A 19,897-nucleotide genomic window follows, 5' to 3' on the forward strand; every position below is an offset into this window, starting at 1 on the left:
TGGTGTTTTCGGATAGCCTTGCGCCATCGATCGTACCGGAGACTTGCTTCGAAACGTTTGCCAGTGTGGTGGGGTGGGTGCTGCGCGGCCTGCATGGCCGAGGCCATCTTCCATGGGATCGGCTGGGCGGTGCTCAGGGTCGTCACGCTGGGCCGCTATCCGCAACGGGCGCGCGACGTGAACGAGTGGCTGTCCGAGGCGGACCTGATCGCCCTGGTCGGGGTGGTTGCGGTGGTTGCGGTGGTGGTCGCCTTCCTGTGGTGGGGCCGCTGAGGCAGGCACCAAAAAAATCGCGGCCCGCTCGGGGCCGCAAATCGGGAATGCGAGGAGGTCAGTTTCCTCAGGAAACGTTATCGGCGCAAAGGGCGGGGCCAAGACCCCACTTCGGTGGGGCGCATCGATCACAACGATGGGGGCTAGCGACCGCTTACGCTATCAGGTAGGTGGAGTGCGGGTCGGGCTGTGCCGCAGCGCGCAGTTTGCGCACGTTGGCTTCCAACTCCGCATGGGCGGCGTCCAGCCAGGCGACGCGATGGCGCACCGGGTCCTTGGCGGACAGGTCGCTGGCGGCGATCTCGCGCAGGAAATAGCGCACCATGCTGCCGGCGCGGGCCGGCACCGGCATCATCCCCAGCAACTGTGGCCGCGCCAGCAGGCGGTGGCTTACTGCATGCAGCAGTCCCGCCCAGGCGGTGCGGCCCAGCGCGACGTAGAGCGCATCCGTGCGCATCTGCCGGATGGCGCCCAAGAACCGCGCTTCGAAAACATCGCGCAGCATCGGCACCTCCAGCAGTTCTTCCAGCGGCCCGTCGAACGCCAGGCCGCGCCGCGTGGTGGCATGCGGCAGCAAGGCCAGCGGCTGCAGGCGCTCGAAGCCCTCGTTCCACAGTGCCGCCGCATGCGGCAAGCCGGCCAGCTCCGGCACGCGGAAATGGTCGAGCATGCGGATCAGGTTGGGCCGCACCAGCTTGCCGCCCAGTTCCACGCGCCGCTTGTTCTCGCGCTGGATCACGCGGCCGGGCGCATGGGAGTGCAGCAACTCCTCGGTGACGGAGGCGGCCAGCCGCACATGGGCATGGCCGGGGGTGGTGCTGACCAGCACCAACGGTGCTTCGGTATTCAGGTATTCGCAGGGCACGTAGTGCATGGTGTACGTACTGTCCTGCGCCACCACGACCGGTTTGGCGATCACGCCGGCCGCACCCGCAAGACGTACCTGCGAGCAATATGCTTCGATGAAGTTGGTCAAGGAATCCCCCCGCTCACTACGATGTGTAGACGCTTTTCTTATTGTTCTGCTTGTCGTCCATGGTAAGCCTGCGATGCATGGCACACAAAGCGCGCGGCGTCGGTTAGGACGCAAAGCGACGAAACCTTGGTGGGCCAGCCAACACAGCCGAATGGGCTTGTCCCCCGACGGGTGCGCCTGTGCTGGTTGCATCGGCGGATACGGTAGCGCGGCGCTCGGGTCAGGACGATGACATCGCGCCGGGGACCCCGGCGTCGTGGAGACGCTTGAGGGAGCGGCGCTGCCGGCAAGAAAAAACCGGACACGAGACGTGTCCGGCGAACCCATTTGCTGACTCAGGCCGTGTCTGATCCCGAGTCCTTAAATGGCAACGATTATCATTTGCAAAGGCAATGATAATGATCAGGCAATCGAGGTCTGGATCGAGAGTTGTCCGGACAGGGTCTTGTGGACCGGGCATCGGTTGGCCACGCGCAGCAGGTCGTCCAGGACTTCGGGAGACAGTTCGCCAGTCACCCTTACCTCTCGCTTCATCGTATAGGTGCCGTTCGCCTCTTCGTGGCCGACGCAGACGTGGATTCCGCTGACGGCGTAGCCCTTGCGTTTGGCATAGAGTTGCAGGGTTAGCGTGGTGCAGGCCGCCAGCGCCGAATCCAGCAGGTCATGTGGGTTCGGGTATTGGATGCCGCCGCCTGCGGAGGCGTCCAGGTCGGCCTGCCATTTGGCGGTGCCATTGGTCAGGTGGCAGATGGTATTGCCCTGGCTCGGCTGCCATGTCGCTTGGATAGTCATCGAACGTCCTCATCTATAATTAAGAGGCGGCCCGGTGGGCCGGAACAGGCATTCTATACAGGCCCATGTCGATCGCCGGAAGCGTCGCGTGTGCCACTTGGAAAGGATTCCGGCTGCTTTCCGAAAAAGTGCTTGCCAAGCCCGCATGGCTCCCTTAATATTCGCCCCCTCGCAACACAACGCAGCGCTGCAAAGCAGGCGCAGCAAGGGTTGCGGGGTCGGCCGGGAGGTTGGCGCAGCGAGGTTTGCAGCGCTGACCGCAGCAAAAAAAGATTGCTGAAACGGTTGACGAAACGAAGAAAGCTCTGCATAATCTCTTTCTCTGCTGCTGACGCAGCGACGCAAACGGCAAAGCCGGAGGCGAGGTCGAAAGACCGGGTTCTTTAACAACCAAACAACCGATAAGTGTGGGCGCTGGGTAGCGGACGCCGCTGTCTTCGGACAGTGTTGCTTCAAAAGTTATCAGTGCTCGCACAGCAAAACGTGACTGGATCTTCGGATCTGGTCAGTCAGTTTTCTGAGAGTGAGCGACCGCTCGAAAGAGCGAGGACCCGCGAGGGTCCACACAGAGATTGAACTGAAGAGTTTGATCCTGGCTCAGATTGAACGCTGGCGGCATGCCTTACACATGCAAGTCGAACGGCAGCACGGGCTTCGGCCTGGTGGCGAGTGGCGAACGGGTGAGTAATACATCGGAACGTGCCCTGTAGTGGGGGATAACTAGTCGAAAGATTAGCTAATACCGCATACGACCTGAGGGTGAAAGCGGGGGACCGCAAGGCCTCGCGCTACAGGAGCGGCCGATGTCTGATTAGCTAGTTGGTGGGGTAAGAGCCTACCAAGGCGACGATCAGTAGCTGGTCTGAGAGGACGATCAGCCACACTGGGACTGAGACACGGCCCAGACTCCTACGGGAGGCAGCAGTGGGGAATTTTGGACAATGGGGGCAACCCTGATCCAGCAATGCCGCGTGTGTGAAGAAGGCCTTCGGGTTGTAAAGCACTTTTGTCCGGAAAGAAATGGCCTGGGATAATACCCCGGGTCGATGACGGTACCGGAAGAATAAGCACCGGCTAACTACGTGCCAGCAGCCGCGGTAATACGTAGGGTGCGAGCGTTAATCGGAATTACTGGGCGTAAAGCGTGCGCAGGCGGTTTTGTAAGACAGGCGTGAAATCCCCGAGCTTAACTTGGGAATGGCGCTTGTGACTGCAAGGCTAGAGTATGTCAGAGGGGGGTAGAATTCCACGTGTAGCAGTGAAATGCGTAGAGATGTGGAGGAATACCGATGGCGAAGGCAGCCCCCTGGGACGTCACTGACGCTCATGCACGAAAGCGTGGGGAGCAAACAGGATTAGATACCCTGGTAGTCCACGCCCTAAACGATGTCAACTAGTTGTTGGGGATTCATTTCTTCAGTAACGTAGCTAACGCGTGAAGTTGACCGCCTGGGGAGTACGGTCGCAAGATTAAAACTCAAAGGAATTGACGGGGACCCGCACAAGCGGTGGATGATGTGGATTAATTCGATGCAACGCGAAAAACCTTACCTACCCTTGACATGCCACTAACGAAGCAGAGATGCATTAGGTGCCCGAAAGGGAAAGTGGACACAGGTGCTGCATGGCTGTCGTCAGCTCGTGTCGTGAGATGTTGGGTTAAGTCCCGCAACGAGCGCAACCCTTGTCTTTAGTTGCTACGCAAGAGCACTCTAGAGAGACTGCCGGTGACAAACCGGAGGAAGGTGGGGATGACGTCAAGTCCTCATGGCCCTTATGGGTAGGGCTTCACACGTCATACAATGGTGCGTACAGAGGGTTGCCAACCCGCGAGGGGGAGCCAATCCCAGAAAACGCATCGTAGTCCGGATCGTAGTCTGCAACTCGACTACGTGAAGCTGGAATCGCTAGTAATCGCGGATCAGCATGCCGCGGTGAATACGTTCCCGGGTCTTGTACACACCGCCCGTCACACCATGGGAGTGGGTTTTGCCAGAAGTAGTTAGCCTAACCGCAAGGAGGGCGATTACCACGGCAGGGTTCATGACTGGGGTGAAGTCGTAACAAGGTAGCCGTATCGGAAGGTGCGGCTGGATCACCTCCTTTCCAGAGGCTTGTGTCTCAAGCCTAGCGTTCACACTTATCGGTTTGTTTGCTGTTACAGCCAAGGGTCTGTAGCTCAGGTGGTTAGAGCACCGTCTTGATAAGGCGGGGGTCGTAGGTTCAAGTCCTACCAGACCCACCAAGTTATCCATGCGGGGGATTAGCTCAGCTGGGAGAGCACCTGCTTTGCAAGCAGGGGGTCGTCGGTTCGATCCCGTCATCCTCCACCATCACCTGGTACCTTGGATTGGTTGTCAAATGCAAGCGCTTAGCATTGAGCGTTTGCATTTGGCATTGCCAAGCGATCTAACGATCGGCTGTTCTTTAACAATATGGGATGTAGTAAAGGTGTCGCGCGAGCGTTGATGAGACGCTGCAGTACCAACGCGATACCGGGTTGTGATTGTATCAACCAAAATGTATTTAAGTGATCGAAAGATGACTTGGAATACGGCACAAATGCGAGAACTCATCCTGTAGCGAGGTCTTCGAGCGATCGAGACACACTCGTTATAGGGTCAAGCGAACAAGTGCATGTGGTGGATGCCTTGGCGATCACAGGCGATGAAGGACGCGGTAGCCTGCGAAAAGCTTCGGGGAGCTGGCAAACAAGCTTTGATCCGGAGATGTCCGAATGGGGAAACCCGGCCCGTATGGGTCATCCCACACTGAATTCATAGGTGTGGGAAGCGAACGCGGCGAACTGAAACATCTAAGTAGCTGCAGGAACAGAAATCAACCGAGATTCCCAGAGTAGTGGCGAACGAAATGGGAACAGCCTTGTACTCTTTAGCAGCATTGTTAGCAGAACGGGATGGAAAGCCCGGCCCTAGCAGGTGATAGCCCTGTATGCGAAAACAGCGTTGTGGAACTAGGTGTACGACAAGTAGGGCGGGACACGTGAAATCCTGTCTGAAGATGGGGGGACCATCCTCCAAGGCTAAATACTCGTGATCGACCGATAGTGAACCAGTACCGTGAGGGAAAGGCGAAAAGAACCCCGGGAGGGGAGTGAAATAGATCCTGAAACCGCATGCATACAAACAGTCGGAGCCTGGCAACGGGTGACGGCGTACCTTTTGTATAATGGGTCAGCGACTTACATTCAGTGGCAAGCTTAACCGATTAGGGAAGGCGTAGCGAAAGCGAGTCCGAACAGGGCGTTGAGTCGCTGGGTGTAGACCCGAAACCAGATGATCTATCCATGGCCAGGTTGAAGGTGCGGTAACACGTACTGGAGGACCGAACCCACTAACGTTGAAAAGTTAGGGGATGAGCTGTGGATAGGGGTGAAAGGCTAAACAAATCTGGAAATAGCTGGTTCTCTCCGAAAACTATTTAGGTAGTGCCTCGTGTCTCACCTTCGGGGGTAGAGCACTGTCATGGTTGGGGGGTCTATTGCTGATTACCCCGCCATAGCAAACTCCGAATACCGAAGAGTGCAATCACGGGAGACAGACATCGGGTGCTAACGTCCGGTGTCAAGAGGGAAACAACCCAGACCGCCAGCTAAGGTCCCCAAGATTGGCTAAGTGGGAAACGAAGTGGGAAGGCTAAAACAGTCAGGAGGTTGGCTTAGAAGCAGCCACCCTTTAAAGAAAGCGTAATAGCTCACTGATCGAGTCGTCCTGCGCGGAAGATGTAACGGGGCTAAGCCAGTCACCGAAGCTGCGGACGCACGCAAGTGCGTGGTAGGAGAGCGTTCTGTAAGCCTGTGAAGGTGTCTTGTAAAGGATGCTGGAGGTATCAGAAGTGCGAATGCTGACATGAGTAGCGATAAAGGGGGTGAAAGGCCCCCTCGCCGTAAGCCCAAGGTTTCCTACGCAACGTTCATCGGCGTAGGGTGAGTCGGCCCCTAAGGCGAGGCAGAGATGCGTAGCTGATGGGAAGCAGGTTAATATTCCTGCACCGTCGTATGATGCGATGGGGGGACGGATCGCGGAAGGTTGTCCGGGTGTTGGAAGTCCCGGTCCCTGCATTGGAGAAGGCGCTCAGGCAAATCCGGGCGCGGAATTCAAGGATGTGGGGCGAGCGGCCTAGTGCTGCGAAGCAATTGGAAGTGGTTCCAAGAAAAGCCTCTAAGCTTCAGTCATACGAGACCGTACCGCAAACCGACACAGGTGGGCGAGATGAGTATTCTAAGGCGCTTGAGAGAACTCGGGAGAAGGAACTCGGCAAATTGGTACCGTAACTTCGGGATAAGGTACGCCCTGGTAGCTTGACTGGCCTGCGCCAGAAGGGTGACGGGGTTGCAATAAAATGGTGGCTGCGACTGTTTAATAAAAACACAGCACTCTGCAAACACGAAAGTGGACGTATAGGGTGTGACGCCTGCCCGGTGCCGGAAGATTAAATGATGGGGTGCAAGCTCTTGATTGAAGTCCCGGTAAACGGCGGCCGTAACTATAACGGTCCTAAGGTAGCGAAATTCCTTGTCGGGTAAGTTCCGACCTGCACGAATGGCGTAACGATGGCCACACTGTCTCCTCCCGAGACTCAGCGAAGTTGAAGTGTTTGTGATGATGCAATCTCCCCGCGGCTAGACGGAAAGACCCCATGAACCTTTACTGTAGCTTTGCATTGGACTTTGAACCGATCTGTGTAGGATAGGTGGGAGGCTTTGAAGCGTGGACGCTAGTTCACGTGGAGCCGTCCTTGAAATACCACCCTGGTTTGTTTGAGGTTCTAACCTTGGCCCGTGAATCCGGGTCGGGGACAGTGCATGGTAGGCAGTTTGACTGGGGCGGTCTCCTCCCAAAGTGTAACGGAGGAGTTCGAAGGTACGCTTGGTACGGTCGGACATCGTACCTAAAGTGCAATGGCAAAAGCGTGCTTAACTGCGAGACCGACAAGTCGAGCAGGTGCGAAAGCAGGACATAGTGATCCGGTGGTTCTGAATGGAAGGGCCATCGCTCAACGGATAAAAGGTACTCTGGGGATAACAGGCTGATACCGCCCAAGAGTTCATATCGACGGCGGTGTTTGGCACCTCGATGTCGGCTCATCTCATCCTGGGGCTGTAGCCGGTCCCAAGGGTATGGCTGTTCGCCATTTAAAGAGGTACGTGAGCTGGGTTTAAAACGTCGTGAGACAGTTTGGTCCCTATCTGCCGTGGGCGTTGGAATCTTGACGGGGGCTGCTCCTAGTACGAGAGGACCGGAGTGGACGTACCGCTGGTGTACCTGTTGTCTCGCCAGAGGCATCGCAGGGTAGCTATGTACGGAAGAGATAACCGCTGAAAGCATCTAAGCGGGAAACTCGCCTGAAGATGAGGATTCCCTGGAGGCTTGACCTCCTTGAAGGGTCGTTCGAGACCAGGACGTTGATAGGCTGGGTGTGGAAGCGCAGTAATGCGTTAAGCTAACCAGTACTAATTGCCCGTAAGGCTTGATCCTATAACCAGTGTGTTTTATCTGGTATGTGTGATCGCGACTGTGCCGAAACAGTTGACACAAGACGCACAACCCCAACTACATCCCTATTCGCAGCGTTGGCCTCAACCCCAGCGTTGCAACCCCTTATGCCTGGTGACCATAGCGAGTTGGAACCACCCCTTCCCATCCCGAACAGGTCCGTGAAACGACTCCGCGCCGATGATAGTGCGGATTACCCGTGTGAAAGTAGGTCATCGCCAGGCTCTTATACCGCAGAACCCCAGCCCTAACAGGCTGGGGTTTTTGCTTTGGGGAGACGAAAACCCCTTCGCCCGAATCCTCACCGCACCACCACGCTCGCCCTGACGGCGCGGGCGTAATACCATCACGGCTGATTTCCTCACTACGCCCACCCATGCCGGACGACAGCGCCTGGTATCTCTACCTTCTCGAATGCACCGGCGATTCCATTTACACCGGAATCACCACCGATGTTGCACGGCGCTTCGCCGAGCATGTGTCGGGAAAAGGCGCGAAATATACGCGTTCGCGCAAGCCGCTGCGCATCATGGCACAGTTGCGCTTCGAGACGAAGTCCGAGGCGTTGAAGGCGGAAATCGAGATTAAGCGAATGAGTTCGGCGCAGAAGCGCGCATTTTGTGCGCAACTGGGGGCGACCGCGGCGGCACCGTAGCCGAACGCCAGGCAAGACAAAACGGCCAATACCGCAAAGCGGTACTGGCCGTTTTTGCTTGAGCGGACGGGGGCGTCAGACCACGATCAGCTTCACGTCGATGTTGCCACGGGTGGCGTTCGAATACGGGCACACCTGGTGGGCTTCCTCGACCAGCTTCTCCGCCGCCGCTCGCTCGAAGCCCGGCAGCGAGATCTTCATTTCCACCTGGATGCCGAAGCCTTGCGGAATCGGGCCGATACCCACCGCGCTTTCGATCGAGGCATCGGCGGGAACCGTGATCTTCTGCTGGCCCGCAACAAAGCGCATCGCGCCAATAAAGCAGGCCGCATAACCGGCAGCGAACAGCTGCTCCGGATTCAGGCCGTCGCCGGCACCGCCCATTTCCTTGGGCACCGCCAGCTTGGCGTCGAGTCGGCCGTCGGAGGTGACGGCACGGCCGTCGCGGCCGCCGGTGGCAGTGGCATGAGCGGTATAAAAGACTTTCTCGAGTGGCATTTAAGGCTCCGGTTTGGATTGCCCGAGGGGGCGTCAACGCTTGCCGTCAGTCCGGCAGGCGGGTATCGGTTCGCGCTTGTTCCAGCGTCGAACGCAGTGCATGCAGGCGCTGGGTCAGGGCCTGGATCTCTTCGACCGGGCACTGCGTGGCGCACAACATCTGTTCAGGGATACGCGTCGCGGCTTGCCGTAACGCTCGGCCGGCTGCGGTGAGGCTGACGAGCACGCGCCGCTCGTCATCCGCGTCGCGTGTCCGCGTCACCAACTCCGCCGATTCCAGCCGCTTGAGCAGCGGTGTCAGGGTGCCTGAATCCAACGCCAGGCGAGCACCAAGCTCGGACACCGTCAGCGTTTGAGCTTCCCACAACACAAGCATCACCAAATACTGAGGGTAAGTAAGCCCAAGCTCACTTAGCAATGGCTTATACAGCTTGGTCATCGCGAGCGATGTGGAATACAGTGCGAAGCACAGTTGCCGGTCAAGCAACAGCCAGTCAACGGCGGAGTCTTTGTCGCGTTCCATGTCGGATATATTAGACGCAATTAAATTGTACACAAGTTAAATTTACACTTTTTCGAAAGTGCGCTATCCGCCCATCCCAAACCTTAAGCCTGTTTTAAGTCTTGGTCGCTAGCATGGTCCCGTAGCGTCGCACAGTGCCGACGCCGGATGCTCAAAAGAAAGGACCACTACATGATGCGCCAGACCATTGCCCGCACGGCTGCCGGTGTTGCGGCCCTGGCCGCCCTTGGCGGCGGGTATGCCTATCTGCAGAAGGAAGTCATCACGCCGGGATACGCGGCACCTACGCAGGCTGCGGTCGCCGCGGAGCCTGCAACTGCCGTTGCTGCGCCGACGGACTTCTCCGGCATCGTGGCGCAGTACGGGCCCGCCGTGGTCAATATCAGCGTGACCGCACGCGCGCAGCGCACCGCGGCGCAGATGCCGCCGGGGGTCGACCCGGACGATCCGCTGTTCCAGTTCTTCAAGCGCTTCGGCCCGCAGTTCCAGGGCCCGCAAGGCGGCCAGCAGCAACTGGTGCGCGGGCAGGGCTCGGGCTTTATCGTCAGCCCCGATGGCCTGATCATGACCAACGCCCACGTCGTCGACGGCGCGCAGGAGGTCACCGTCAAGCTGACCGACCGCCGCGAGTTCAAGGCCAGGGTGCTGGGCTCGGATCCGCAGACCGACGTCGCCGTTATCCGCATCGACGCCAAGGACCTGCCGACCGTGCGCCTGGGCGATCCGTCGCGCATCCGGGTCGGTGAGCCGGTGCTGGCGATCGGCTCGCCCTACGGCTTCGAGAACACCGTGACCGCCGGTATCGTCAGCGCCAAGTCGCGCTCGCTGCCGGACGATACCTATGTGCCGTTTATCCAGACCGACGTCGCAGTCAACCCGGGCAACTCGGGCGGCCCGCTATTCAACCAGCGCGGCGAGGTGATCGGTATCAACTCGCAGATCTACAGCCAGACCGGCGGCTACCAGGGGCTGTCGTTCGCGATCCCGATCGACGTGGCCACCAAGGTGCAGCAGCAGCTGGTGGCGCATGGCAAGGTCACGCGCGGGCGCCTCGGCATCAGCGTGCAGGAGGTAAACCAGGCACTGGCGCAGTCGTTCGGACTGCCCAAGCCGACCGGTGCGCTGGTCAATTCGATCGAGCCTGACAGCCCCGCCGCGCGCGCGGGTCTGAAGCCCGGCGACGTGATCGTGCAGCTGGACAATGACGTGATCGATCATTCGGGCGACCTGCCCGAGCATGTGGCCGATATCAAGCCGGGCACGCAGACCACGCTGAAGATTATCCGCAAGGGTGAGCCGATGACGTTGTCGGTGAAGGTCGGCACGGCCAGGGACCAGGCGGTCGCGCAGAAGGGCGGTGCCAACGAGGCGAGCGGCCGGCTCGGCCTGGCGGTGCGTCCGCTCACGCCGGCGGAGAAGCGCGGCAGCGGCATCGACGGCGGCCTGGTGGTCGAGGACGTGACCGGTCCGGCCGCGCGCGTCGGCATTCAGCCGGGCGACGTGATCCTGTCGCTCAATGGCACGCCGATCAGTTCGGCCGAGCAGCTCAAGTCGCTGGTGTCGAAATCGGGCAAGCAGGTGGCACTGCTGGTGCAGCGCGACGATGCCCGTATCTTCATTCCGCTCGATCTGGGCTGATCGGCGCGGGCACGCGCAACTGCCCGCAAGCCGTTAACTGGCAAGGCTTCGACGACATCGCGGGCCGTATACCTGGAGGGGTATACGGCCCGCTAAGCCTTGCGGGAGGCGGCATTCCGCGCAACGAACTACTTACAGAAGCCGCGCCAACAGGTATCATCTCGACTGCGATGCACGAAGCATGCGGCGATAGCCCCCGCCGACCCTGGTTCTGCTGAATCGACAAAGAGGAAGTCTATGCAGTTGGATTTCACCCGTGCCACGACGCCGGGTACCGAGAGAGCGCGGCGACTGACGTCCACCGCCGGCTCCGCGCCGAAGCCCCGGCGGCGCAAGAAAGTCGTCGCCCCGCACTGGGAGCGCGGCTACCGCTCGCACTTTTACCGCAACGAACGCGGCGACAAGCTTGGCGAAGTGCGCCTGTCCGAGCGCGGCGAGATCCCCGTGGTCTACCACTGGGCCGCCGGCAATTACTCTGGCGCAGAAGGTTCGCTGGCCCACGCGCGTGCGCGCGTCGAAGAGACCATTGGTTTCGGCATGCGCCAGCTGTCGCTGTTCTGAGCAGGTAATCCGCCGGTGCCGCGTCCGCCGGCACTGCGACCCGTCCGCGCCATCGCAATATGCGCGGCGACCCCGCATCTCCTCGCTTTCCGCAGTTGCCCCTCGGTTGCCTCTCGGTTGCCCCTAAGCCATCCCTCAGTAGTGCGGTAGTCTCGCGTAACGCCATGCGCAGCGCCTGCGCCGGCTATCAGGCCAGCCGCCGCTGCAGCAGCATGTACGCCGCCGCGCCCAGCGCCAGCACGGCAATCAGCCGATAGATATCCTCGCAGGCAATCAGCCTGGCTTGCTGCTCGATCAGCCCGCTGAGCTGGACCAGCGCGCCCTGGTGCGCCTGCGCGGTATCGAAGCCGCGCGCGGCCAGCGCCGCCTGCACTGACGCCATCCACTGCCCGGACTCGGCGGGCCGCTGGCCCACCGCATGCAGCAGGCTGCCATGCACGGCGAACTGGCGATTCTGCAGCAGCACCGCGCCCAGCGCCGAGGCAAACGAGCTGGCGATCTGCCGCATCAGGTTCTTGCTGCGGTAGCCGTGCGCAAACGCATCAGCGCTCAGCACGCGGAAGGTCAGCCCGGCGACGGGGATGATCACCAGCACCCCGAACAGCCCCTTGCCGACGAGCCCCCATGCAAGCGCCGGCGGGCCGGCATCGGGCGGCATGCGCGAGAACCACCACGCCGCGGCGGCCATCAGCAGCAATCCGGCCACCATCAGCGGCTTCTTCTGCGGCAGCTGCGGGGCCACGCGCAGGTACACGAAGATGCCCGCCAGGCTGACCAGCGCGGCGAAGGTGTTGAGCCAGCCGGTGGTTGCCAGCGGGATCCTGAGCGCCTGCTCGGCATAGATCGGGAACAGATAGCCGCTCAGGTTGCTGATCAGGTAGTACACGAAGTACATCGCCAGGCCGGTGAGATACACCGGCTGGCGCAGCGCGCGCAGATGCAGCACCGGTTCGCTGTGATGCCACTGGTGCCACAGGAACGCCGCCAGCAGCGCGAGGCCGGCCGCGGCCACCAGCGTGAGCCGCAGCGGATGCGAGAAGACGTCGAAGCGCGCCTCGGTCAGCGCGGCCTGGAGGGTCACGATCGCGGCGCCGAACAGCAGCAGCGGCGCGAGCGCGGGGCCGCCGGCATCGGCACGCTGGCCAGGTTGGGCGTCGGGCAGCAACAGCCAGGCGCCCAGCGTGGCCAGCGCGGCGAACGGCAGCACGCCGTAGAACACGTCCTGCCACACGCCGTGCTCGATCAGTTCGGCGGCGAAGGCCGGCCCCAGCGCCGACGCCGCGAAGATGCCGATCATGAAGATGCGGGTCGCGCGCGGGCGCTCGCTCGGTCCGAACAGCACGTTGACCAGGATGCGGCAACTGGTGAACAGCGCGCCGCCGCCCACGCCCTGGACAAAGCGCGCCGCCACCATTTGCGCAAGCGAATGGCTGGTGGCCGCCGCCACCGTGCCCGCCATGAACAGCAGCAGCGCGCCGGTCAGGTAGCAGCGGTAGCCGAAGCGGCGCGACAGCCATTGCTGCTTGAGGATCATCAGCATGCTGCCCACCGCATAGGCGGCCTGCACCAGCGCAAAGCTGCGCGGGTCGGCGTCGATGCCGCCGACGATATGGCTCGACGCGAACACGAACATGATGTTCTCTAGGAACTCCACGCCGGTCGCCAGCGCCAGCAGCATCATCAGCAGCGTCTGCCGTTGCCGGTGGCTGAGCCAGCGCAGCCAACGCATGCCGACGCGAAGGCGCGACAGCGGCTGCCAGGGTGTCCCCGCTTTCATGGCTGCAGCGCCTGCAGCGTCTGGTGGAGCTGCGTCAGTGCGCGCGTGGCGCCGGCCAGGCCGCTCGCGCCCAGCGGCGCCCACGTCTGTCCGTAGGCCGCATGCACCGCGGGGGCGGCGCGCTCCAGCAAACGCCGGCCGGCCGGGGTCAGGGTCAACTCCAGGCTGCGCCGGTCGTGCGCCGACACCTGCCGCCGCAGCAGGCTTCGCGCCTCCAGCCCGTCGAGCAGACGCGTCATCTGCGTGCGGGTCGCGTCCAGCGTCGTGCCGAGTTCGGACGGCATGCTGGGCTGGTGTTCGTCGGCGGCCAGCATGCTGAGGACCAGGTACTGGCTCATGTCGAGGTCGAACGGCGCCAGCGCCTGGTCGATGTGGCTGCGTAGCAGGCGCGCGGTGCGCATGAGCAGCCGCGAGGCCAGGATCAGGTCGCGCGGGGCTTCGGGATGGCTGGCGCAGAAGCGGTCGATGCGTTGTTCGAAGGACATGGAAGCTGGCGTGCAATCCACCAGAGCGGTGGATCGGTTACATTCGTGATAATTACAAATGAAATTATATCAAGCGAAGCAAATTGTGCCAGTCAGCACAGTGCGATCGTGGGAGCGGGAACAGGGGCGCTGCTTTCAGGCCTTGCGGGTGCGCAGCGCCGCGGCAATTTGCCGGATGCCGGCGCGCATCGCAACCACCGACTCGGCGCGCCGCGAGGGCGCGACGTTGCCATAGCGCAGCCCGATATAGATCGCCGTGACCGCGGCGATGGCGTCGGCCGCGTGCGGCAGCCGGGCGCTGGCGCGGGCCGCGAAATCCTGCGGGCCCTCGGCCGGTGCGCGCTCGCAGCCGTGCCGGGCCAGCAGCCCGCACAGGCTGGCATACGCCGCATCGAGCGGATCGGCCGGTGCGCGGCGTCGCCACAGCGGCACCAGCGCCAGCAGGCACAGCACGCCGAGCGCGCCGGCCAGCAGCTGCCCGGGTCCCGCGCCGGCGCCCAGCGTGTCGAGCAGCCGCGCCTGCTGCGCATGGTCGTACTGCAACACCCAGCGCTGCCAGGTGTAGACCACGCCTTCATAGGCCCAGCGCAGGTCCTGTAGCCACCCCGGCTGCTGCGACGGCCGCCAGGCGGCCGCCTCATCGCCCACGGCGGCATCCAGACCCTGCTCGATGCGGCTAGGCGCCACCGCGCTGGTCGGGTCGACACGGACCCAGCCGCGGCCGTCGAGCCAGACTTCGGCCCAGGCATGCGCGTCGGACTGGCGCACCACGTAGTGCCGGCCGATGGGGTTGTACTCGCCGCCCTGGTAGCCCGTGACCACGCGCGCCGGCACGCCGGCAGCGCGCATCAGGAACACGAAGCTGCCAGCGTAGTGCTCACAGAAGCCGCGCCGGGTGTCGAACACAAAACTGTCGACCTGCTCGCGGCCCAGCGGAGGCGGGCGCAGCGTGTAGGCAAACGGCGCGGCGGCAAACAGCCGCAGCGCCGCCTGCACGCGTGCGCCGGGATCGGCATGGGTCTCGGCCCACTGGGCCGCCAGCGCGCGGGCGCGCGGATTGCCGGCCGGCAGGCTCAGTGCGAGCCGGCGCGTGGCGGGCGACAGCCAACCAGGTGCGGGCGTCAGCGTCGACTGTGCACGGTAGCGAATGCGCTGCTCCACCGGCTGGCGCGCCAGGAATTCCCCGTCGGGCGTGGCCGCCGCTTCCACGCCGGCGGACAGCGCCTGGCCGCGGTCGAGCACGAACAGCCACCGTTGCTGGCTGGGTTCGAGCGTGATGCTGTAGTCGATGCCCGGCATAGTGCCGGCCGAGGGCGCCGGCGCGAGCTGCTGCTGGCGCTGCCGCGACGGATACCACGTGGTGCCGTCGTAGTCCCATAGCACCAGCGCACGCCAGTACAGCGCCGACGCCGGCAACGGCGCGCCGTCGACCTCGGCGCGCAGCGCCACCTCCGGCGAGCGGATCAGCTGCCCCACGCTGCCGGGCCGCATGGTATCGCTGAGGCCGGTGGTGCCGCGCGGCGCGGACTGCGGCAGCTGCCACAGCGGATGCTCCAGGCGCGGGAACAGCACGAAAAGCGCCAGCGCCCAGGGCAGCCCCAGCAGCGCCATGCGCCCCAGCAGCGGCCAGATCGCCAGCTTGCTGCGCGCCTCAGGGTGATGCAGCAACAGCCAGTTGCGCAGCACCCAGGCGCCGATAGCCAGGCTGTACAGCGCCAGCCAGAACGGCTGGTCCGACAGGTACAGCGTCAGCAGCAGGTAGAACGACAGCTGCGTGACCAGCGTCGCATCCGCCAGCGCGCGGCACTCCAGCAGCTTCAGGATAACGAAGGCGCCCAGCAGTGCCACCGCCAGCTCGCGCCCCACGCCGCCGCCGGCCTGCCACGCCAGCGCGCTTGCCACCAGCAGCACCAGCATCGCGGTCACGCCCAGCATCCAGCGCGACGGCAGCGGCGCGCGCCGCCGCCACAGCAGCCAGCGCCAGCCCAGCAGCAAGACCAGCAACAGGCTCACCGCCACCGGCAGCGTGCGCGCCTGCGGCGCCAGCACCAGCGCGAGCTGGCCGAGCAGCAGGCCATGGTCATCATGGCGCAATGGCCGGGCGATGGCTTTCATGCCGGGCCTCCCGCGCGCACTGGCGCGGGCCGCTGCGGCCACAGCGCCAGCGCTTCCAGGCAGGCACGCCGGTGGCCCGCGCCGCGCGCCGGAGGCAGTTCGAGGCCGGGCAGGCGCAGGCCGATTTCGGCATCGTCGCCAGCGGCCAGCAGCCATGCGCACAGCCGCGACAACCGCGCCTCGGCCTCCATGCCGGCGGGCAGCGCATGCCAGTCGAGCCAGCGGGCCGGCCGTTGCGGTGGATCGCCGGTGCGGCTCAGCCACCGTCCGGTGCGCGCGCTGTGCTTCCAGGCGATGCGGTGCAGCGGGTCGCCGCTGCGGTAGCGGCGCAGCTGGTCGATGCCGTCGTCGGCGCGGACGTTCCCCGCGGCAGTGTGCAGGGCATCGCCATCGTCGGGCTGGTACACGGCAGGCGCGGGCGGCGCGTCGCGTTCCGGGGCGGGATAGACCAGTGTGGACATCTCCAGGTCGGCATAGCTCCAGACCCGGAACAGCCCGAACGGGAAGCGGCTGGCGATCACCAGGCGCGGCAGCGTCAGTCGCCCCCTGCGCACCGTTGGCACATGCAGCGCAAGCGTGCCGCTGGCATTGCCGTCGAGCGTCAGCACGGCCGGCGCCACGGCGGGCAGCGCCGGCACGCGGGCCTCGATGCCGATGCGCGCGCCGGCATCGCGGTTATCGACGCGCAGGTGGAACAGCGCAGGCTGGCCGGCATGCGCCGGCGCCACCGTGCCCGCGGCCACCGCCAGCTCGAGCAGGTTGCGGTAGGCCAGCCACATGCACGACATGCCGATGCCGGCCAGCAGGAAGGTCAGCGCAAAGCCCAGGCTGATGTTGTAGTTGAGCGAGGTCAGCAGCATCGCGCCCAGCAGCACGGCGAAGCCGATGCCGCCACGCGCGGGCAGGATGTAGAGGTGGCGCCGATCGAGCCGCAGCGTGCCGCCGACCGGACGCCGCGCACGCGTGCGGCGTGGGGCAATGCGCTTGTCCGCAACAAACGGCCCGGGATCGATCCCCCGGTTGGGCACCCGATCGAGCCCGCCCTTGCGCGCGGCCGCCAGCGGATCGCGCGCCATGGCCGTCAGGGAATGGCCACGCCGGCCAGCAGCGCGGCCACTTCGCCGGCGACGGCAGCGGGCCCGGCCGCGCCGGCAGGTAGCAGCCGGTGCGCGGCGACGGCGGTAAAGACGGCCTGCACATCTTCCGGCAGCACCATCTCGCGCTGCGCCAGCAACGCCCACGCGCGTGCGCAAGCCAGCAGGCTCAGTCCCGCGCGCGGCGACAGCCCCGCGGCAAAGCCGCCATGGCTGCGCGTGGCCTGCACCAGCGCCAGCACGTAGTCGACCAGCGCGGGGCTGGCATACACCTGCTCCGCGGCCTCCTGCAGTGCCAGCACCTGGCTGCTGTCCATCACCGGGGCCGCGTCCGGCGCGGTGGCGCCGCCCAGGTACAGCACGCGCTCGAAGGCCGGGTCGGGATAGCCCAGCGACACCCGCATGGTGAAGCGGTCCAGCTGCGACTCGGGCAGCGCGTGCGTGCCCAACTGCTCCAGTGGATTCTGCGTGGCGATCACGAAAAACGGCGACGGCAGCGCATGCGTGGTGCCGTCATGCGTGACCTGCCGCTCGGCCATGGCCTCGAGCAGCGCGCTCTGGGTCTTGGGTGGGGCCCGGTTGATCTCGTCGGCGAGCACCACCTGCGCGAACACCGGGCCGCGATGGAAGCGGAACTCGCCAGCATCGCGGACAAAGACGGAAACGCCGATCAGGTCCGCCGGCAGCAGGTCGCTGGTGAACTGCACGCGCTGGTATTGCAGCCCCAGCGTGCGCGCCAGCGCGTGCGCCAGGGTGGTCTTGCCCACGCCCGGCACGTCTTCCAGCAGCAAATGGCCGCGCGCCAGCATGCAGGCCAGCGCCAGCCGCACCTGCTGCGGCTTGCCGAGAACGATGCGGCCCAGCTGGGCCTGGGCCTCGGCCAGCGAAGCGACGATGCGTGGGCGAGCAGTCACGTTGGACCTCGGCGCGAGAGCGCAAATGGGGTGGAAGAAAGAGGGTGCAGGCGATACCAGGGCGGGGATCAGCGCATTGTAGCGGCGCGGGCGGCACGTGGCACCGTCTGTTTCCGTACGGAGACAGTGCGCGGCCGGTGCCGGAGGTCGCATCCCGACTGCATGCCGCCTGCGCCAGAATGCGCCGGTTCTGGCATCATGGGGCCGTTGGGCCACCAGTGCCCTACCCATCGCTTTCCGCTGTCCGTTCTTTCTGCCGCCTTTCGTGCCGCCTGCTGCAATGACCGCCTCGCTGGACTGTCCCGCCGACCTCCCTGCTTCTGAAATCCTGTCTGCCGATTCCGGCGCACTGCTGCGCCTGGCGCAGGCCTTCCGGGCCCATGGCTTCGTGATCCTGCGCGGCTTTGCCGGCGAACCGACGTGCGAGGAACTGGAGACGGTGGCGCGCAGGCACCTGGATGCGGCTGTGCCCCCGGTGGAGTTCGAGGCCGACCTCGGCTATCCCGGCGCCCCGGCCGCGCGCGATGCCGCCGGCGGCGGCACCGTCAGGCGGTTGCGCCAGGCCTATGGGCGTGATGAAGTGTTCCGCCGCTGGGCCACCGACCCGAAGCTGGTGTCGGTGGTGCAGGCGCTGCTGGGCGAGCCCGCGTGCATCACGCTGGCGCACCACAACTGCGTCATGACCAAACACCCGCACTACGGCAGCCAGACCGGCTGGCACCGCGATACGCGCTACTGGTCGTTTGCCAAGCCGGAACTGGTGACGGTATGGTTGGCGCTGGGCGACGAGGACGAGCGCAACGGTGTGCTGCGCGTCATCCCCGGCTCGCACCAGGCGCAGCTGGAGCCGGGCCAGCTCGATCCGGCCGAATTCCTGATCGAGGCCCACCCGGCCAGCCAGCCCTTGCTGCAGGCTGCGCAACCGCTGGCCTTGCACCGCGGCGACGTGCTGTTCTTCGACAGCCGCTTGTTCCATGCCGCTGGCCGCAATGCGTCCAACGCGGTCAAGCTGTCAGTGGCGTTCGCATACTTTGGCGCAAGCAACCGGCCGCTGGACGGCACGCGCTCGGCCGAATTCGGCAGCGTGGAACTGCCTACCGCCGGCTGATCCCGGGGCCGCGCTCAGGTGCGCAGCCCGACCAGCCCGGAGATCTTCTCCGACGCTTCCAGCAGCTGCGGCAGGAAGCGCTCCAGCATCTCCTGCGCGCTGGTACGGTTGGCCTGGCCGCTGATATTGATCGCGGCGATGGTGTGCCCGGCGCGGTTGCGGATCGGCGCGGCCAATGACACCAGCCCTTCCTCCAGCTCCTGGTCGTTCAGTGCCCAGCCGCGTTTGCGGATATCGGCAATGATGGCCTTGAGCGCGTCGACATCGGTCACGGTGCGGTCCGTGCGCGCGCGCAGCTCGGTAGCGCGCAGCACGCTGTCGAGCTCCGGCTCGGACAGGCCCGCCAGCAGCACCCGCCCCATCGACGAACAATACGCCGGCAGGCGGCTGCCGATCGACAGGTTGATGGTCATGATCTTGCGCGCCGGCACGCGCAGCACGTAGACGATCTCGGTACCGTCGAGCACGGAGATCGAGCAGCTCTCATGCACCTGCTGCGACAGCGTCTCCATGATCGGCTCGGCCAGATTCCAGAACGGCATCGAAGTCAGGTAGGCAAAGCCCAGGTCCAGGATCTTGGGCGTCAGGCGGAACAGCCGGCCGTCGGCCCGCACATAGCCCAGCCCCACCAGCGTCAGCAGGATGCGGCGCGCGCCGGCGCGTGTGAGGCCGCTGGCCTGGGCGATTTCCGTCAGCGTCTGGGCCGGGTGCTGCGCATTGAAGGCGCGGATCACCGATAGCCCGCGTGCAAAGGACTGCACATAGCTGTCGCTCGGCTTCTCGGGCGTGGCGGCGCTGTCTGCGGTCTGGGCTGCGGGCGGACGGGGATCGGCGGGACTGGCCATCGGTGGAGCACCGGCGTGGATCGCCGGATTGGCACGGAAAGGCCGAAAGGGTAGAGGAAATGCCGTGTTTGCGCCAGTGCCGGCCCGTTGCCAGGGTTGGCATGGCCGGCGGCGCGCCGCCGGAGCG

Annotated in this window: 15 protein-coding genes, 2 tRNA genes and 3 rRNA genes; 10 read left to right on the forward strand and 10 right to left on the reverse strand. The window is 64.1% G+C overall.

Annotation, left to right across the window (positions count from 1 at the left end; translation table 11 throughout):
- Positions 1–93 precede the first annotated feature (93 nt).
- Positions 94–273 carry a hypothetical protein gene (locus tag ABNX08_RS32975; RefSeq protein ID WP_041681659.1) on the forward strand — a complete coding sequence of 60 codons (180 nt, stop codon included), beginning with the start codon at positions 94–96 and terminating at the stop codon, positions 271–273.
- A 154-nt stretch (positions 274–427) separates the two neighbouring features.
- On the opposite strand, the gene ABNX08_RS32980 is transcribed toward ABNX08_RS32975, so the two are convergent.
- Complete coding sequence (locus ABNX08_RS32980) at positions 428–1,249, reverse strand: hypothetical protein (protein ID WP_022537388.1); 822 nt, start codon at positions 1,247–1,249, stop codon at positions 428–430.
- A gap of 402 nt (positions 1,250–1,651) precedes the next feature.
- Entirely contained in the window at positions 1,652–2,041 is a 390-nt protein-coding gene (locus ABNX08_RS32985; RefSeq protein WP_022537389.1) for an OsmC family protein, read from the reverse strand.
- 574 nt (positions 2,042–2,615) lie between these two features.
- On the opposite strand from ABNX08_RS32985, the gene ABNX08_RS32990 reads away from it, so the two are divergent.
- The 6 genes from ABNX08_RS32990 to ABNX08_RS33015 all read left to right on the forward strand — a co-directional run bounded on the left by ABNX08_RS32990 (position 2,616) and on the right by ABNX08_RS33015 (position 8,212).
- Positions 2,616–4,147: ribosomal RNA gene (locus ABNX08_RS32990) — 16S ribosomal RNA — on the forward strand.
- 62 nt (positions 4,148–4,209) lie between these two features.
- A tRNA-Ile gene (locus tag ABNX08_RS32995) sits at positions 4,210–4,286 on the forward strand.
- Positions 4,287–4,298: 12 nt separating this feature from the next.
- A tRNA-Ala gene (locus tag ABNX08_RS33000) sits at positions 4,299–4,374 on the forward strand.
- Between the two features lie 286 nt (positions 4,375–4,660).
- Positions 4,661–7,539 (forward strand): 23S ribosomal RNA (locus ABNX08_RS33005).
- Between the two features lie 128 nt (positions 7,540–7,667).
- Positions 7,668–7,781 (forward strand): 5S ribosomal RNA (gene rrf / locus ABNX08_RS33010).
- The 16S, 23S and 5S rRNA genes sit together here with 2 tRNA genes alongside, the layout of an rRNA operon.
- Positions 7,782–7,933: 152 nt before the next feature.
- Complete coding sequence (locus ABNX08_RS33015; RefSeq protein WP_022537390.1) at positions 7,934–8,212, forward strand: GIY-YIG nuclease family protein; 279 nt, start codon at positions 7,934–7,936, stop codon at positions 8,210–8,212.
- A gap of 75 nt (positions 8,213–8,287) precedes the next feature.
- On the opposite strand, the gene ABNX08_RS33020 is transcribed toward ABNX08_RS33015, so the two are convergent.
- On the reverse strand, positions 8,288–8,710 hold the full coding sequence (locus tag ABNX08_RS33020) for an organic hydroperoxide resistance protein (RefSeq protein WP_022537391.1): 423 nt from the start codon (positions 8,708–8,710) through the stop codon (positions 8,288–8,290).
- Positions 8,711–8,756: 46 nt separating this feature from the next.
- Positions 8,757–9,233 (reverse strand): MarR family winged helix-turn-helix transcriptional regulator, encoded by a 477-nt coding sequence (locus ABNX08_RS33025; RefSeq protein ID WP_022537392.1) that lies wholly within the window; start codon positions 9,231–9,233, stop codon positions 8,757–8,759.
- 171 nt (positions 9,234–9,404) lie between these two features.
- On the opposite strand from ABNX08_RS33025, the gene ABNX08_RS33030 reads away from it, so the two are divergent.
- Positions 9,405–10,871: a DegQ family serine endoprotease gene (locus tag ABNX08_RS33030; RefSeq protein WP_022537393.1), complete on the forward strand. Its 1,467-nt coding sequence runs from the start codon at positions 9,405–9,407 to the stop codon at positions 10,869–10,871.
- Between the two features lie 237 nt (positions 10,872–11,108).
- The gene (locus ABNX08_RS33035; RefSeq protein WP_022537394.1) at positions 11,109–11,432 is read left to right on the forward strand and encodes a hypothetical protein; all 324 of its coding nucleotides are present in this window, start codon (positions 11,109–11,111) and stop codon (positions 11,430–11,432) included.
- 187 nt (positions 11,433–11,619) lie between these two features.
- Here ABNX08_RS33035 and ABNX08_RS33040 read toward each other — a convergent pair whose 3' ends face one another.
- The 5 genes from ABNX08_RS33040 to ABNX08_RS33060 form a co-directional block, all read right to left on the reverse strand.
- On the reverse strand, positions 11,620–13,209 hold the full coding sequence (locus ABNX08_RS33040) for an MFS transporter (protein ID WP_022537395.1): 1,590 nt from the start codon (positions 13,207–13,209) through the stop codon (positions 11,620–11,622).
- Positions 13,206–13,694: a MarR family winged helix-turn-helix transcriptional regulator gene (locus ABNX08_RS33045; RefSeq protein WP_022537396.1), complete on the reverse strand. Its 489-nt coding sequence runs from the start codon at positions 13,692–13,694 to the stop codon at positions 13,206–13,208. The genes ABNX08_RS33040 and ABNX08_RS33045 overlap by 4 nt, the downstream gene beginning before the upstream one ends.
- A gap of 135 nt (positions 13,695–13,829) precedes the next feature.
- Positions 13,830–15,809 (reverse strand): DUF3488 and DUF4129 domain-containing transglutaminase family protein, encoded by a 1,980-nt coding sequence (locus ABNX08_RS33050; protein ID WP_041681900.1) that lies wholly within the window; start codon positions 15,807–15,809, stop codon positions 13,830–13,832.
- Positions 15,806–16,885: a DUF58 domain-containing protein gene (locus ABNX08_RS33055; RefSeq protein WP_022537398.1), complete on the reverse strand. Its 1,080-nt coding sequence runs from the start codon at positions 16,883–16,885 to the stop codon at positions 15,806–15,808. The genes ABNX08_RS33050 and ABNX08_RS33055 overlap by 4 nt, the downstream gene beginning before the upstream one ends.
- Positions 16,886–16,890: 5 nt before the next feature.
- Entirely contained in the window at positions 16,891–17,817 is a 927-nt protein-coding gene (locus ABNX08_RS33060) for a MoxR family ATPase (RefSeq protein WP_022537399.1), read from the reverse strand.
- A 280-nt stretch (positions 17,818–18,097) separates the two neighbouring features.
- Between ABNX08_RS33060 and ABNX08_RS33065 the strand changes: the two genes are divergently transcribed.
- Entirely contained in the window at positions 18,098–18,925 is an 828-nt protein-coding gene (locus ABNX08_RS33065; RefSeq protein ID WP_022537400.1) for a phytanoyl-CoA dioxygenase family protein, read from the forward strand.
- 14 nt (positions 18,926–18,939) lie between these two features.
- Here ABNX08_RS33065 and ABNX08_RS33070 read toward each other — a convergent pair whose 3' ends face one another.
- Positions 18,940–19,770 carry an IclR family transcriptional regulator gene (locus ABNX08_RS33070; RefSeq protein WP_022537401.1) on the reverse strand — a complete coding sequence of 277 codons (831 nt, stop codon included), beginning with the start codon at positions 19,768–19,770 and terminating at the stop codon, positions 18,940–18,942.
- Between the last annotated feature and the right edge of the window lie 127 nt (positions 19,771–19,897).

Origin of the sequence: Cupriavidus sp. DF5525, assembly GCF_040149425.2 — a bacterium.
Classification (GTDB): Bacteria; Pseudomonadota; Gammaproteobacteria; order Burkholderiales; family Burkholderiaceae; genus Cupriavidus; species Cupriavidus pickettii_A.